Origin of the sequence: Paenibacillus sp. ALJ109b (assembly GCF_010747435.1) — a bacterium.
Lineage (GTDB): Bacteria > Bacillota > Bacilli > Paenibacillales > Paenibacillaceae > Paenibacillus > Paenibacillus taichungensis.
Genome location: NZ_JAAIFP010000006.1, coordinates 98,598 through 115,210, shown reverse-complemented (window position 1 = coordinate 115,210; position 16,613 = coordinate 98,598). Strand labels below are relative to the sequence as shown.

Sequence of the window (16,613 nt, the reverse complement as noted above, 5' to 3'; positions counted from 1 at the left end):
TTGTGATGCCTGTTATTCGGAAAAACATATAGATCTTTTTCAAATTAGGGAGGAAGCGGAATGGAGAAAACGGGCGCCTGTATTGTGCAGCGTGATTTTACAGTATTGCTTGAAGTGGGTCATCCCGGATTTGATCAGGCCAGAGCTCAATTAGGGATGTATGCCGAACTGGTGAAGACACCTGCGGCTTTTCATACATATCGTATTACTGCATTATCACTGTGGAATGCCGCTGCACTCGGCTGGAGTGCTGATCAAGTGATAGAAAGTCTGGAATCAGTGTCTCGTTGGAATGTTCCTGCGGCCCTGATTCAAGATATTCAGAGAATTATCCATCAATATGGGAAGCTGCAACTGAAGCCAGAGGCAGTCCATGGGAGAATGCGTCTCGTGAGTGAAGACGAACGATTGCTGGATGAATTAAGCAGTATGAAGACTATCTCGGCTTTTCGGATGGAGCGTGTCGATCCCCATGAGCTTATCCTTGGCGGTGAGCAACGCGGATTGCTTAAGCGAGAATTGACACGTTTGGGTTATCCGGTGCTGGATTATGCGGGATATCGAGAAGGAACAAGTCTTCCGTTTGAATGGCGTGCAAACACTCTAGGCGACACTTCGGACGGCTTACAGTTGCGACCGTACCAACGAGATGCTGTGGATGCTTTTGAAGGTAGCGAAGGCATGGGTGGAAGTGGCCTGCTTGTTCTCCCTTGCGGTGCAGGCAAAACAGTTATTGGGATGGCGGTATTGGAACGTTTGCAATGTGAATGTCTTATCTTGACCTCGAACACCACATCCGTGCGTCAATGGATTCAGGAATTGCAGGACAAAACTACGATAACGAGTGAACAGATTGGTGAGTATTCCGGTCAGAAAAAACAGGTGAAACCTGTGACTGTGGCTACTTATCAGATTCTTACACATCGAAAATCGAAAGATGCTGATTTTACTCATATCAAATTGCTCAGTGAACGTCAGTGGGGGCTCATCATCTATGATGAGGTCCATCTGCTGCCAGCACCTGTATTTCGGGCTACAGCAGATATTCAGGCTACGAGAAGACTGGGATTGACAGCAACATTGGTGCGTGAGGATGGCTGTGAACAGGATGTGTTTTCACTAATTGGTCCAAAACTATATGACATGCCGTGGAAAGAATTGGAGCAGCAAGGTTGGATTGCTAATGTAGAATGCCAGGAAATACGCATCCCGTTTACTCCGGAACTACGATCAAACTATTTAGAAGCAGAGGTGAAGCATCAATTTCGCCTTGCAGCTGAAAATCCGGCCAAATTAGCTGTGATCAGACGGATATTGGACCATCATGAGGGGATGCCAGCGCTTGTCATCGGACAGTATTTGGATCAGCTTGAGAGCATTGCCCGGGAAATTGAAGCGCCGCTTATATCGGGTACAATGTCTCAACAAGAGCGAGTGAAATGGTTTGCAGCGTTCCGACGTGGTGAGATTAAAACGATTGTCGTATCCAAGGTTGCCAATTTTGCCGTAGATCTGCCGGATGCTGCTGTTGCACTTGAAATATCCGGAAGTTTCGGTTCAAGGCAGGAAGAAGCCCAGCGATTGGGTCGGATTCTAAGGCCGAAGTCCGGAGAAAATAAAGCTTATTTCTATGCCCTTGTATCCGAGGACAGTAAGGAACAGGAGTTTGCATTACGTCGTCAGATGTTCCTGGTCGAACAAGGATATGAGTACAAAATCATTCATGAATTGCAATGAAAAAGTGGTGTACACCTCTACTTAAAATAATGGGAAAGGCATGATAAGCAATGCATACACAAGGTAAGCTGGATGTGAATTCATTAAAAGAGCTTTCATGCGTTGAGAGAACGGTACTTCGTGTGATTTTCTGCAAATATGCCGGACAACCCTTTTCCAACATGCTGACATCCGCAGAGTGGGCTATGGATGGTCTTAGCAGAGCTGAAGCAGTAACCGCGTTTATAGCGCTTCGGCATAAAGGCTGGATCAAAGCTGTGCGCAAGTCTTGGGGCGAACGCCTGTATTACATACCAGAATCATTACTTTCGTTGTTAACTATTGCCTATGCGGCACGGGTCGGACAGTTCGTTCAGCAGAAGGTGAGCGTATTACAGGATGACATGTCACAAGCTAATTCCATCTCCAATAATGAAGTCCAGAAAGTGAACATTGTTCGAGAGGGAAAGCCGGATATTGCTGCGGAGCTTCTGCATGTATTGGCTTGGATGGTAAGGGAAGGTCAAGCTCAAGGAGGACTTCCATTAACAAGTAAAGGAACGATCCACAAGAAAATGGTGCAGCGATTAAGTCGTATGACGGTTCTGGACCCTGGAGACTTCGCCGAACTAGGTATTCGCTACGATCATGAGGATGTGTATCCAGTTCACGTTGCCCTTGTGATTGATTTACTGCTCAGTCTGGGTTTGATTGAAAAGGCGCATAATCGGATGCATGTGTCACCTGACCATCTTTATCACTGGTTATCGTTGTCCTGGTCCATAATGCACCGAGAAATTTATAGCGTATGTATGGACCGATATGGCATAGCTGAGCCTAAACTTCAGCATTTTCGGTATCAGTTGCTGATGTTTGCTTCACGGGAAAATGAATGGTTGAGTATTACTACAGGGACTATAGACCACGATGGGCAGGGAGAAGCAATTGAAAGTAGGGAGAGTGGAGGTTCTTTAAGTCCATCTTTCTTAACACATATTCGAGGTTGGCTCGATGTTCTGGCAGGTTGGGGATATGGGGAGATAGGTGAGTCAGCTTCGGGAGAGCTTTTTTATCGCTGGCAGATTGATCCTAAAATCTTACTGAATTTGGCGAATGATGGGCCGGAACATGAGGAGAGGAATACCATTTTTGTACAGCCTGACTTTGAAATTATGGTTCCGCCAGATGTAACTCCTCAGGTTCGCTGGAAACTGGAGATGGGTGCAGAGCTTATGAGTCGTGATCGAATGTCCATATATCGAATTACAAAGGAACGAATCGTCGCAGCATCAAAGATCGGTCTTACAGCGGATGTAATGATAAACTTCCTAAGACGCTATGCTGGCTCGGGAGTACCTGAGCATGTGGAGCTAGCAATCCAGCAGTGGGGACAGGAGGCAGAGAGACTTCACATAGATGCTGAACAGAACGTTGATCAGGATGAAGCAACGGATAAAGTCAAGAAAAAGGATACATGGATATATGAATCGAGAAGTGAATTACTTGAGAAGTTGAACCGCACAGAATCGAAAGTCATTGCAGATGAATCCATTGTCGGAGCAGATGAGTTCAAAGACGAACTTAAGGTGCCGAAGGAACTCTTTTATATTCGTGGAAGAGTAGGGCTCATTCAAGACGACTCCAAACTTCACACGTATGAACAGGATCATTCCATCACGGAACAATCGGGTCTGTTTCCCGGATACGGAGAGATCCCGGAGATGTGGCATAACGAGTGGCGAGGGTATCATGTGTCTACGGCTCGTCAGATTGCTGCAAAAGCCATTGAATGGCAGACAAAACTGGGTCTGAAGCTGGACAGCAATATCGTTTATGTTATCCCCGATCAGATTCAGGGTCATGAAGATTGGACACTAACGGGCTGGTACATATCTGATGGTGGAACAGATCCCGCAGAACGACGTACTTTTTCGCCTAACGAATGGAACCAGATTCGCCTTATTATTCCGAACCATGCATAAACTTGATCGACTTTGCCAAAGCAGATCGCCTGTTCCCTTTATTTCTATTTGCAGGAAAAACTCTTCTTAACTTTTCGGGGATATGATATGATGAAGTAGTCTACGTTAAGTAGAACTTTATATATAGATAGGATGAATTTCATGAGCGTAGCGGAAATGAACACGGTCGATATGGCCCAAGTGTTAACGGGCGCATATGAACTGGGCGACATGATTAACCAATCAGCCGAAGTATCGGATTATTTATATTGGAAGCAGCAAGTGGAGACAAACCCTGAAATTCAGGCGGGAATACGCAAGCTGGACTCCAAAAAGGAACTATTCGAAGAAACCCAGCGTTTTGGGCATTTTCACCCGGACTATCACGCCGCAAAAGATCAGGTTCAGGCTTTAGAGCTTGAATTGGAGCATTTCGAGGCGGTAGCCCGCTTCAAACAGGCGGAGAAGGCATTGGACGATATGTTGTTCCAGATGTCGGAGACGATTGCATTCGCCGTGTCAACGACCATTAAAGTACCGAGCAATGATCCGAATCCGAAGGGCGGCTGCGGTAGCGGAGGCAAGTGTGGTTGTAGCTAAGATTTGATTAGAAAATAAATTCATGACAGACCGGACCTTTCCGAGGATCCGGTCTCCATTATAGAAAGGCGGGGAAAATGATGTTTGCGGAAAGGACAGGATTCATTATTTGGGTCAGTGATTTGAAAGCGGCTCGTAATCTCGAAAAGTATGGTACCGTTCATTACATCTCCCGCCGTATGCATTATGTCGTCATGTATGTTAATGCAGAGCGGGCTGAAGATACGATGAAAAATGTGAACAGACTTTCCTATGTGCGCAAGGTCGAACGTTCCTACCGGAATGAGATCAAAACAGAGTATGCTAGCAAAACGATGGACAAAACGAGTTTTTACGGGATATAACAAAATGGTTTGGAAATGTACAGTGAACTTGTTGCCACTGTACATTTCGAAACGATTAACCAGAGGGGCCCTTCGGGGCCGCTCTTTTATTGAATTATGCATAAACTGGATTTTGTGAAAAAAACTGAAGTTACGCCTTGAGGTTGCGGGACTTATGTTGTAATATATTGGGTAAACAAATAGATAGAAAGTCCTATCTGGTGGAGAGTGATTCCCATGCGTGATAAGGTGATGCAACGTTGGAGCACGTACGAGCCTTTTTTCGTGGCTCTTGGAGACAAAAAAGTGGCCGACATCGTCATTACCAATCATGCCAAGATGCGGTATGCAGACCGTATTGAGCCGGCACGTAATGATGATGACCATATTGCGGCATGGTTATGGGAGTGTCTGAAGCAGGACCGTATTACACCATACTACCGTAATGAGCAGGATGTTTACCTGATCGACGAAGATCTGGTCGTGGTTGCTGAATTTTCTGAACTTGAAGGGGAATATGATATCGCTGGCAATCCGCTTCATAAGATGATTGTTGTTACTTTTCTGGGAAAAATGTCTGAGACGATTGAACTGCGGGATTTAAAATCGTATTATTCTTGGCTAAGACATTCAAGACGAATGACTCTTGTCAAGAACAGTCGCAAGCATAAGTAAGTTTGGAATAATCCATATTTCGAATTGATAGATTCAGGTTACATCGCATGCAGACAAGCTGCATGCTTTTTTTTGTTGGAATTCAAGAAATCGGCTACAATGGGGAAAGCGTACAGAAGAGGGGCGAAGATATGAATTTTCATCAATTGCATATTTTTTATACCGTAGCAGAGAAGGGAAGTTTTTCAGCGGCTGCGCAAGCACTACATATGACACAACCTGCGGTGACGATGCAGATTCAATCGCTTGAGGATTATTTTGGGACCAAGCTGCTGCATCGTTCTACCAAGAAAATAGAATTATCCGAGGCGGGTCGGACATTACTGCCTCACGCCAAACGCAGTGTAGAGTTGGTCAGACAGACAGATGAAGCGATGTCTGCGTTTACACAGATGCTGCAAGGCAGATTGCAGCTCGGGGCAAGTTTGACGATTGGTGAGTATGTGTTGCCACGAATGCTGGGTCCTTTTGCTCGCCAATACCCGGATATCTCGATCGTTATGAAAGTGATGAATACTACGCAAATTATGGACGATATCTTGAAACATCAGCTTAACTTTGGACTGATTGAAGCGCCAGTTCATCACCCCGATATGATTGTAGAGCCGGTCATGCAGGATGAATTGAAGCTGGTTGTCCCGGCAGGACATGCACTGGCAGATCGTGGTGAAGTAGAGCTGGAAGATGTGCTGAACTATGCATTTGTACTGCGAGAGAAAGGCTCAGGCACCCGTCAGGTGATGGAAGATCAGTTGCAGAAGAGAAACATAGATCCGCAGGACATGAATGTGGTGATGGAACTTGGCAGTACAGGTGCTGTGAAATCCGCCGTGGAAGCGGGTGTGGGTATCACGATGTTATCCCCGTCGTCGGTTCAGCATGAACTAGCCCTTGGACTGGTTCATATCGTGGATATTCGTGGGCTTGAGTTCAAACGACAATTCTATGCCATACATCTGAAATCTTCATTACTTCCCTTATCGGCAGTAGCTTTCCTGAATTATTTACGTCAGCATGAGCAGACAACATCAGAAGGACTAGCGGAATAAGAGGACTATATAATTTAAAAATTCGTTCAGCTAATCACTTGATATAAAAGGAGCTGTTGTTCATGCATCAATCTAACGGACGTTGTGATCTTCATACGCATAGCCAAGCGTCGGACGGAATGCAGCCACCTGCCGAGAACGTAAAGCTTGCCAAACAAAGAGGACTGTCTGCAGTTGCACTGACGGATCACGATACCGTAGCGGGGGTAGCCGAGGCACAGCGGGCTGGCCGTGAGTATGGGATTGACGTTGTGGCAGGTGTAGAGATCAGTACCCGAGCGGGTGGCAAGGATATTCATGTGCTGGGGTATTATGTGAATATAGAAAATGAGAAATTTCTGGAGCGACTGCGCGGGCTTCGGGAAGCAAGGGAAGCACGCAATCATCTGATCATCGCCAAGCTGCAGGAGCTTGGACTTGAAATCAGCTGGCAGGAGGTCATTGATGGCCTTGGTCGACCACTGGAACCGGATGAAAGCATCGGTAGACCTCATATGGCCGATGTGTTGGTACGGAAAGGTTATGCAGCTGATATGAGGGATGCATTCAATCGTTATTTGGCTGAAGGTCAGCCGGGCTATGTGTCGGTTCCCCGAGTTGCACCGGAAGATGCATGCCAGTGGATTAAAGATGCAGGTGGTGCTGCTGTTATTGCTCATCCTGGTTTATACGGAGACGATGAATTGGTTCGTCGTATTCTGGTGGAAGCCCAACCTGATGGTATTGAAGTGGTTCATTCGGATCATGGACCAGAAGAAGAGCGTAGATATGCGGAGTTGGCACAGGAATTTGGGCTCATTCAAACAGGTGGTTCAGATTACCATGGTGTAAGACAAGGGGTAGTATTCCACGGGGATCTAGGTAGCAAAACCGTAACCATTGATGTACTCGATAAACTCCGGGCTGCAGCCGGGAAGTCTTGATTCGGAAACTCTCTTCATTTGTTGCATGAGACTGGGGAGAAGAGATCGGTTGTCATCGTGCTAAAATTGAATTTGAAAAAAGAAAGGACATAGAGATGGGGTGAGCGTTAGTCGCTAGCCATGTCTCTATGTCCTTTTTAACCGCATATAATTAGGCTAGGTGATGGAATAATTCACCCATGTGCCTTGAGTGGCTCCAAGACGTTCAAATAATTGCTGTGCGCGCTCGTTGGTTGCTGCTGTGATCCAGGACATGTAAGCACATCCAATCACGAGCTTAAGTCCATCGTTATTCGAGAAACAAAAAATCCCCCGAACAGTCTATTGTTCCGGGGGATTTTACGTTGTCTTACAGGATTGAAGCAAACATCTTATCCATTTTTGATCGTGGATGGCAAACTTTTAACCAGTTCTTCGTTCGGCGTCACAAACAGGGTCTTCTGGTGGTCATAAATGACAAAGCCTGGTTTGGAGCCACTTGGTTTGCGTACATGTCGGATAAAGGTGTAATCCACCGGAACGCTGCTGGATTCTTTGGCCTGACTGAAGTAAGCCGCGAGTTGTGCAGCTTCCTCCAGGGTTGCTTCGCCAAAGTCAGTGCTGCGAATGACGACATGTGAACCCGGGATGTCTTTGGTGTGCAACCAAGTGTCATTGGAAGAAGCCAGACGGTTGGTGACGTACTCATTTTGCAGATTGTTTTTACCTACGAGAAGTTCAATTCCCTCTGAAGAAGTAAACTGGTGCACGGTAGGGCGATCGTTTTTCTTTTTCTTTTTGCCTTTTTTGTTGCGGTCGCGAAGATAACCCTGTTGCACAAGCTCATCGCGAATTTCCTCGATGTCGTTCATGGATGCGATAGACAGTTGCTGGAGCAGATTGTCGAGATAGTCGATCTCGTCTTTTGTTTTTCCAAGTTGCTCATGAATAACAGCCAGACTGTTCTTATATTTGTTATATCGTTTGAAATAACGTTGTGCGTTGTCAGACGGTGTTAGTAATGGGTCAAGCTGAATGGTAATGTTGGCTTGATCTTCATCATAGAAGTTCACAAGCTCCACACTTTTGTCCCCTTTACTAACCTGATGCAGGGAGGCAAACAGCAGCTCACCCCATAATCTGAATTTATCCGCATCGTCAGCTTCCAGCAGATCCTTGTTCAGGTTGTCCAGCTTTTTGATGTTTTTGCTGCGCTCATTTTGCAGAAAACGAAGCAGATCACTCACTCTTTGCTTGACCGTATCCCGCTCAGCCTTGTCTCCGTAATAATCCTCCATACACTTGCTCATCGTGTCATAGGTTTTCTCTGCGTCCTGAATGCTCTGAAGCTGAACGGCCGAGAAAATCATTTTGCCTTTGGCGTTCTGCCCGGTCACAGGTGTATAACTATTATCTCTTACTGGTCCCATGACGGACTCAAAAGCAGTCCAAAGTGCATCGGCTTCGATTTGAACCTCACCTTCACTTGCAGCTTGATCGTCCTCTTTAATAGCAGACACCCGAGAGGTAATCTCCCCTGCAATCAGGGGACTAAGACCGCTGAATGAATTCACCAGCCAGCGAGAAGCTTCTTCTTCAGCAGCAGTATAGCTATTTTGGAATTCAGTGCTGCTCACTTCCAGTGGATTGCTTTTATGCTGCTCTGGTGGTTCGGTGTACGAAAATCCAGGCATAATGACCCGGTAACTACTGATGGACGGGGTTACGTGATGAATTCCATCCAGAATCGTTCCTGTTATCGGATCGACCAAAACAATATTACTGTGACGCCCCATCAGTTCAATGATGATCCGTTTGACTGAAACATCACCCAGTTCATCACGTTGACGCACGTCAATATGAATAATCCGCTCCATGCCAATCTGACGGATATCCTCGATGATCGCTCCCTCACAGTGTTTGCGCAGCAGCATGCAGAACATTGGAGCTTCAGTAGGGTTAATAAACGTCTTTTCGGTAAAATGCACACGCGGATAAGTCGGGCTAGCCGAAATAAGCAATTTGCTATTTCCACGCTGAGCACGGAGGGTCAGTACAACATCATGCCCGTTAGGTTGATGTATTTTGCTGATGCGTCCGCCCTTGCAGCCTTGCAGTTCATGTACGATAGCTCGTGTTACGATGCCGTCCAATGCCATTTTTTTCAACGTCCTCTCTATCTATAACTGAAATGAACACCGGGATATGTAAAAAAGAACCCGTTGCAGATTGGTATTCGTTTACATAGCAAAAACTCGGATTGCAACTGCGTGTATGACCGCAGACCTTTATTTTAGCTTATTCTGCCCATCAGGGAAAGGATTCGCCATCGGGTGCTAATTAGGGTCCTGTCCGAATACATATAGAGCAGGTAGTTTGTCCGGCATCGCGTACAACCTGTTGATTAGCATAGCCGGTGAAGTAGGTGTGACGTTTTACAGAGGAAATACAGACTGGGAGGGAATTTTGAAGCATGGAACATACCAAGTGGCACCAACTAAGCGTTGAAGAGCTTCGTAACACTCTTGGCGTCAGTCTTGAGGAAGGGTTAACCGAAGAAACTGCAGCAGAAAAGAGGAAGGCCGCCGGTTCGAATGAGCTGAGTGAAGGAAAGCGCATATCTCCAATTACATTATTGCTTAATCAATTTAAGGACTTCATGGTTCTGGTGTTGATGGGAGCCACACTGGTGTCCGGATTGCTTGGAGAATACTTGGATGCTGTAACGATTGTTGCCATCATCGTCCTTAATGCCATTCTTGGATTCGTACAAGAATTCCGGGCGGAGCGTTCCCTTCGTGCATTGAAACAATTGTCGGCCCCACTGGCCAAAGTGTTAAGGTCGGGTCAGGAAGCTCATCTTGCAGCCAAACTTCTGGTGCCTGGGGATATCGTGCTTGTGGAGAGTGGTGATCGTATTCCTGCCGATGTGCGCTGGCTGTCCACAAATAGCCTCGATGTGGAGGAATCTGCGCTCACCGGGGAATCAGTTCCTGTAAGCAAACATTGCCATCCCATCGCAGCGGATGACGTACCGCTAGGAGATCAGAAGAACATTGGATTCATGGGGACGATGGTCACTCGCGGTACAGCCAAGGGCGTTGTGATCCGGACAGGCATGGATACCGAGATGGGCAAAATCGCCGACCTGATCCAGAATACAGAGGAACAGGAAACACCGCTGCAACACAGGCTGGAACAGCTGGGTAAAATTTTGATTTTTGTGGCGCTCGGATTAACCGTCATGGTTGTTGTTGCAGGAATTCTGCATGGACAACCGGCAGTAGGCATGTTTCTGGCAGGGGTCAGTCTTGCAGTTGCCGCCATACCAGAGGGGTTACCAGCGATTGTAACGATTGCGCTAGCCCTGGGTGTACAGCGTATGATCAAGCGAAAAGCGATTGTGCGCAAGCTTCCCTCCGTCGAAACCCTTGGTTGTGCCTCGGTCATCTGTTCGGATAAAACGGGTACGTTGACCCAGAACAAGATGACGGTTACGGACGTGTGGCTGGAGGGACGCAGCATCAAGGTCACAGGAGATGGTTATGCACCGGAAGGACAGATGCTGGAGAATGGTCGTACCTTGGAACTGAAGAGTGACCAGACATTGCGGAGAATGCTTCAGATCAGCGCACTATGTAACAATGCCAGTATTATCGAGAGTGTTGCAGATGAGATGCGGAATAAAAAGAAAGGCAAAGAGACAAATAAGGATAGTAAGAAAGAAGCGAAGAAAAGTACAAAGAAAGATCATGTTAATGAAGCGGTCAAGGAAGACAGCGTGGTATGGGAGCTGAAAGGCGACCCTACGGAAGGGGCACTCGTAACACTGGCCTCCAAAATGGGGCTTACCCCAGCTGGTCTCAAAGAGTTATATGCACGTGAGCAGGAATTTCCGTTCGATTCTGATCGGAAGCGGATGTCCGTCTTGGTTCATCATCAGGGTGGGCGCACGATCTACACTAAGGGTGCACCAGATGTGCTCATTGGGCAATGCAGCTACATTTTGTGGGAAGGCAATGTTGTACCTTTCACAGGAACGCTGCGGCAGAAAGTCATGGCGGCGAACGAGAGTATGGCGGGTTCTGCACTGCGGGTTCTCGGAATGGCTTACCGCGATGTACGGCCGGATGAAAAAGTGGAGAATGAACATGCTGCCGAGAGCCAACTCGTCTTTGTCGGGCTTGCAGGCATGATTGATCCACCGCGGCGTGAGGCACGGGATGCAATTGCGACTTGTCGCAGAGCAGGCATACGTACCGTTATGATTACCGGCGATCATGGCACAACCGCAGAGGCTATCGCCCAGCAGTTGGGTATCCTTCCACGAGGTGGGGCTTCACTTAGCGGCCAGCAATTGGCGGGCATGACGGACGAGCAACTGGATAAACAGGTGGAGGGCATTTACGTGTTCTCACGAGTATCGCCTGAGCACAAACTGCGGATTGTAAAATCATTGCAGCGCAAAGGACATGTCGTAGCGATGACTGGAGATGGCGTGAACGACGCACCAGCTATTAAAGCAGCAGACATCGGTATTGCCATGGGAATAACGGGCACGGATGTGACGAAGGAAGCTTCGGCGTTAATTCTGAGTGACGATAATTTTTCTACTATAGTAGCTGCAATTGAAGAAGGACGTAATATTTATGAGAACATCCGCAAGTTTATCCGCTATTTGCTGGCATCCAATGTTGGCGAGATTTTAACGATGTTTTTCGCGATGATGATGGGATTACCTTTGCCACTCGTGCCGATTCAGATTCTGTGGGTCAACCTGGTAACGGATGGATTGCCAGCAATGGCGCTCGGTGTGGATCAGCCGGAAAAAGATCTGATGGAACACAAGCCGCGTGGTTCCAAAGAAAATATTTTTGCCAGACGACTGGGCTGGAAAATTGTCAGTCGGGGTGTATTGATCGGACTTTGTACACTCGGGGCGTTCTGGCTTACCTTACAGGCCGCGCCAGATCAACCGGGTCAGCTGATTAAAGCTCAATCTGTTGCCTTTGCTACACTCGTTTTGGCACAACTCATTCATGTATTTGACTGCCGTAGTTCCCGTTCCATTTTCCACCGGAATCCATTGCAGAATAAATATCTGGTGTTTGCAGTCATTTCATCTATCGTGCTGATGCTGGCGGTCATGTATTTAGAGCCGTTGCAGCCTATCTTCAAAACCGTACCCCTGGGTATGCGTGAATGGGCCATTTCCATCGTTGCCGCAGGTATTCCAACCTTCCTCATGGGAGTGGGCAGCGTGTGGGGAGGTCGTCGCAACCGTCGCCGCATGGGCCCTGGGCGCTTCGTACCGAAAAGTACAAAGTTTTCGGCATAAAATCAATAGCAATTGCTTATCGTTTTCGTTATGCTATCCTCAAAATGATTCGAGGCGAGATTCCTCGGCATTTTGCAGGATAGCTTTTTTTATTGGGAATGTTGGATATGAATATCCAGGGTATCCTGTAGAGAAGTAAGAATAACGCTTTGGCAGCAGACTGCCAAAAGGAGTGGGCAAGGTTATGGAATTTACAAAAATGCACGGACTCGGCAACGATTTTATTGTTGTGTTTGGAGAACAACAGCTTCCGGCTGATGCCGCAGAATTGGCTGTAAAATGGTGCAACCGTTTCTTCGGCATCGGTGCGGATGGCCTGGTTTATATACTGCCTTCAGAGAAGGCGGATTTTCAGATGCGCATCATGAACTCGGACGGCTCGGAAGCAGAGCAATGTGGCAATGCCATACGCTGTGTATCCAAATATGTATATGATCACGGCCATGTGACCCAAGAACAGATTACGATAGAAACCATCGGTGCGGGTGTACAACCAGTAAGCTTGAACATTCGTGATGGTAAAGTGGAAACCGTTCGTGTGGATATGGGAGAGCCTATCCTGAATGGACTTCAGGTTCCAACCACCGTGGATGCCAATCCGGTGGTGGATCATTCCATCGAAGCAAATGGACAGGAGTTCAAATTTACGGCAGTCTCCATGGGTAATCCTCATGCAGTCATTTATGTGGATGATGCTGTGAATTTTGATCTCTCGACATGGGGGCCACTACTTGAGGTTCATCCCATGTTCCCGAAAAAAATCAATGTAGAGTTCGCAACGGTTCGCGATCGCGGCTATGTGGACATGCGTGTGTGGGAACGCGGTGCTGGACCAACACTTGCCTGTGGAACCGGAGCTTGCGCAACACTAGTATCATCCGTTCTGAACGGACATACGGATCGCACAGCGGTGATCAGCCTCAAGGGCGGCGATCTTCATATTGAGTGGAACGAAACCGACAACCACGTGTACATGACTGGACCTGCTGAAGTTGTTTTCAAGGGAGTCACTTCGTAAAGAATACGTTTAAATGAGGAGGCCTTAGGGCCTCTTTTTTTGCAATTATATGAATTCCTACTAGTCCAGAGGGTTATAGAAACTGAATTTCACGAAAAACCTGTGTTTTTCTTCGTTTTCAGATGTTTTTTGTGTTACATTAGTATGAAATGATCAGTCAGGCGGGGGGAAAAGGGATGAAGGCGGATTTACGCAGTGTAATGCAGGAACGGGTCCTCATAGGGGATGGGGCGATGGGAACTTTCCTGTATCAGATGGGATTCCCGGTAGGGATTTCTTATGAAGAGTTGAACTTGATATCACCTGAAGTGGTGGCAGATGTGCATCGTCGTTACCGCGATGCAGGTACGGAAATTCATGAAACCAATACGTACTCTGCCAATTACGATAAGTTGTCAAAGTTTGGTCTGGAGTCCAAGGTCGAGGATGTCAACCGTGCAGGTGTGCGTATCGCCAAAGAAGTAGCTGGCGCAAACGGTTATGTTCTGGGCGCGGTTGGCTCCATTCGTGGAGGAAAGCGGACGAACGTATCAACAAGTGAATTGAAGCGTTTCTATCAGCAACAGATTTTTGCGCTGCTCGATGAAGGAGTAGACGGTATTCTGCTCGAAACCTTTTATGATATCGAGGAGATGGATATCGCCCTCCTGCAGGCTCGCAAGCTGAGTGATCTGCCCGTGATTGGACAGTTCGCTGTTGAGGATGTAGGGCACACACTGGATGGATATACGATGCCAGAAGCTTTCCGAATCATGCGTGAGCAAGGGGCTGACGTCATTGGTTTCAACTGCCGTTCCGGTCCAAACGGAATTATGCGGGCGATGGAGACGGTGTCAGGCCGTATCGGTGTCCCAATGTCTGTTTACCCGAATGCGGGTGCAGCGGATTACGTCGATGGTCAGTTCCGTTATGGAGCGTCCCCGGAATATTTCGGACAGACGGCAGTGCAATTCGCTGATCTGGGCGCACGTATCATCGGAGGCTGCTGTGGTACAACACCTGATCATATCGCGGCAATTGCCCAGGCTCTTGTTGAATACACTCCTGTTCCAATACTGGAACCTGATCCATCCGAGTCGAAACCGCGTATTATCCTGCATGAGAATGTAGATGAACGGTCTGGACGGGGTGGGCAGCCTACGATTGTGGATCTGGTCAAACAACGGCATACGGTCATCGTCGAACTTGACCCACCGCGTGATCTCGACATTGCGAAGTTTATGAAAGGTGCCGAGACATTGAAAGCGGCTGGTGCAGATGCGTTAACATTGGCTGATAATTCCCTAGCGGTTACCCGGATGAGTAATATGGCTCTCGGCCATCTTGTTCAGGACCGTACAGGTTTGCGCCCACTGGTGCATATTGCATGTCGTGACCGGAATCTGATCGGGACACAATCGCACATGATGGGATTTGATGCTCTAGGTATTAATCATGTACTTGCTGTAACAGGTGACCCTGCACGATTTGGTGACTTACCCGGATCAAGCTCGGTATACGATCTAACTTCTTTTGAAATTATACGTATGATCAAGCAGTTGAACGACGGCGTATCCTTCTCCGGTAAACCGCTCAAGCAGAAGGCGGGATTTGTTATCGGTGCCGCATTTAACCCAAATGTGAAACATCTGGATAAGGCTGTACAGCGGCTTGAGAAAAAGATTGCTTCCGGAGCCGATTATATTATGACGCAGCCGATATACGATCCTGAACTAATCGTAGCCATGCATGAAGCCACCAAGCATCTGAATGTGCCGATCTTTGTAGGGGTAATGCCCTTAGCAAGCGGACGAAATGCCGAATATCTGCATAATGAGGTTCCGGGTATTCAGCTGTCGGATGAAGTGCGTTCCCGGATGGCTGGTCTCGAAGGCGAAGAAGGTCGAGCAATGGGTGTGAAGATCGCCAAGGAGCTTCTGGATGTAGCAACAAAACATTTCAAAGGAATCTATTTAATGACTCCATTTATGTTCTATAGTATGACGGCCGAACTGACCCAATATGTGTGGGAGAATTCGGAGCATCAATGTCCTACTTGTTTCAACCCTAATAATCAATTACAATAGTGTAACGGATGTGATGCCGATGTCATTCAGTATGACCGGATACGGTCAATCCGCCTTTCATTTTGGAGGCTATAAGGTACAATTGGAAATCAAGTCTGTCAATCATCGTTATTGCGAAGTGATGATGCGTCTCCCAAGAGAGTGGACGTGTTATGAAGACGGATTGAGGAAAAAGGTACAGAGCCGCTTAAAACGTGGGCGGATTGATGTTTATGTAATGAAAGAAAAAGATGAAGACCAGGCTCTTCCCGCTGTTCTGAATGAGCAGGCGGTCAGGGCCTATCTTCAGGCCGCAGAGCAATTGGAGAGCCGCTATGGTATGCAGGGCAAACCGAGTATTATGGATATGCTGGCACTTCCAGATGTCATGGTTCATTCGGATGGGACGAGTTCTCTTCCGGAAGAGCAGAAGGACGAATGGGAAAGTGTCCTGCAGCAGGGGTTGGAAGAGGCTTTATCCGGTCTGGAGCAGATGCGCGCCCGCGAGGGTCTTCATCTGGCCAGTGATCTGGAACGACGTGTCAGTCGTCTGGAATCACTGCATACCGAGATGCTTGCTCTTGCGCCGACTGTGGTGAGTGATCATCGCAACAAGTTAAGACAAAGGCTTACGGAAATGCAGGAAGAAGGCTCTTTCCCTTTTGACGAGCATAAATTGGGTATGGAAATTGCTATGTTTGCCGATCGTTCTAACATAGAGGAAGAGCTTACGCGTCTACTGAGTCACTTTGGACAGAGCAGGGAGCTGCTGAAAAGTGATGAGCCAGTAGGCCGCAAGTTGGACTTTCTTATTCAGGAGATGAATAGGGAAGTCAATACGATTGGATCAAAAGCCAACCATTTGGCTCTGGTGAACCGTGTTGTCGAGATGAAGGCGGAACTGGAGAAAATTCGTGAGCAAGCGGCGAATATCGAATGAACGGTCATATTTCGGCAAAAGAGTCGCATGTATAGGGGGAAGAACC

The 16,613-nt window shown here is 47.4% G+C and carries 12 protein-coding genes; 11 read left to right on the top strand and 1 reads right to left on the bottom strand.

The features are described 5' to 3' along the window. The first annotated feature begins 60 nt into the window (after window positions 1-60). The 7 genes from G3352_RS06745 (at window position 61) to G3352_RS06715 (ending at window position 7,247) form a co-directional block, all read left to right on the top strand. Window positions 61-1,737 (top strand): DNA repair helicase XPB, encoded by a 1,677-nt coding sequence (locus tag G3352_RS06745; RefSeq protein WP_163755198.1) that lies wholly within the window; start codon window positions 61-63, stop codon window positions 1,735-1,737. 50 nt (window positions 1,738-1,787) lie between these two features. Then, window positions 1,788-3,698 (top strand): helicase-associated domain-containing protein, encoded by a 1,911-nt coding sequence (locus G3352_RS06740; RefSeq protein ID WP_163755196.1) that lies wholly within the window; start codon window positions 1,788-1,790, stop codon window positions 3,696-3,698. A gap of 141 nt (window positions 3,699-3,839) precedes the next feature. Further along, window positions 3,840-4,277, top strand: a complete 438-nt coding sequence (locus tag G3352_RS06735; RefSeq protein ID WP_163755193.1) for a YlbF/YmcA family competence regulator — start codon at window positions 3,840-3,842, stop codon at window positions 4,275-4,277. A gap of 80 nt (window positions 4,278-4,357) precedes the next feature. After that, on the top strand, window positions 4,358-4,621 hold the full coding sequence (locus G3352_RS06730) for a YlbG family protein (protein WP_063565591.1): 264 nt from the start codon (window positions 4,358-4,360) through the stop codon (window positions 4,619-4,621). A gap of 216 nt (window positions 4,622-4,837) precedes the next feature. Then, a complete protein-coding gene (locus G3352_RS06725; protein ID WP_063565592.1) occupies window positions 4,838-5,275 on the top strand; it encodes a hypothetical protein in 438 nt (145 codons plus the stop codon). A gap of 131 nt (window positions 5,276-5,406) precedes the next feature. Continuing rightward, entirely contained in the window at window positions 5,407-6,324 is a 918-nt protein-coding gene (locus G3352_RS06720; protein ID WP_163755191.1) for a selenium metabolism-associated LysR family transcriptional regulator, read from the top strand. Window positions 6,325-6,386: 62 nt separating this feature from the next. Further along, on the top strand, window positions 6,387-7,247 hold the full coding sequence (locus tag G3352_RS06715) for a PHP domain-containing protein (RefSeq protein ID WP_163755189.1): 861 nt from the start codon (window positions 6,387-6,389) through the stop codon (window positions 7,245-7,247). Between the two features lie 371 nt (window positions 7,248-7,618). Here the strand turns inward: G3352_RS06715 and G3352_RS06705 are convergent, their stop codons facing one another. Next, a complete protein-coding gene (locus G3352_RS06705) occupies window positions 7,619-9,385 on the bottom strand; it encodes an Rqc2 family fibronectin-binding protein (RefSeq protein WP_163755188.1) in 1,767 nt (588 codons plus the stop codon). A gap of 314 nt (window positions 9,386-9,699) precedes the next feature. Between G3352_RS06705 and G3352_RS06700 the strand changes: the two genes are divergently transcribed. The 4 genes from G3352_RS06700 (at window position 9,700) to G3352_RS06685 (ending at window position 16,567) form a co-directional block, all read left to right on the top strand. Then, window positions 9,700-12,564, top strand: a complete 2,865-nt coding sequence (locus G3352_RS06700) for a cation-translocating P-type ATPase (protein WP_163755186.1) — start codon at window positions 9,700-9,702, stop codon at window positions 12,562-12,564. A gap of 184 nt (window positions 12,565-12,748) precedes the next feature. Beyond that, window positions 12,749-13,582, top strand: coding sequence for a diaminopimelate epimerase (gene dapF, locus G3352_RS06695; RefSeq protein ID WP_163755184.1), 834 nt, complete (start codon window positions 12,749-12,751; stop codon window positions 13,580-13,582). 176 nt (window positions 13,583-13,758) lie between these two features. Further along, window positions 13,759-15,648, top strand: coding sequence for a bifunctional homocysteine S-methyltransferase/methylenetetrahydrofolate reductase (locus tag G3352_RS06690; RefSeq protein ID WP_163755182.1), 1,890 nt, complete (start codon window positions 13,759-13,761; stop codon window positions 15,646-15,648). Between the two features lie 19 nt (window positions 15,649-15,667). After that, window positions 15,668-16,567: a YicC/YloC family endoribonuclease gene (locus tag G3352_RS06685; protein WP_163755179.1), complete on the top strand. Its 900-nt coding sequence runs from the start codon at window positions 15,668-15,670 to the stop codon at window positions 16,565-16,567. The last annotated feature ends 46 nt before the right edge of the window (window positions 16,568-16,613 follow it).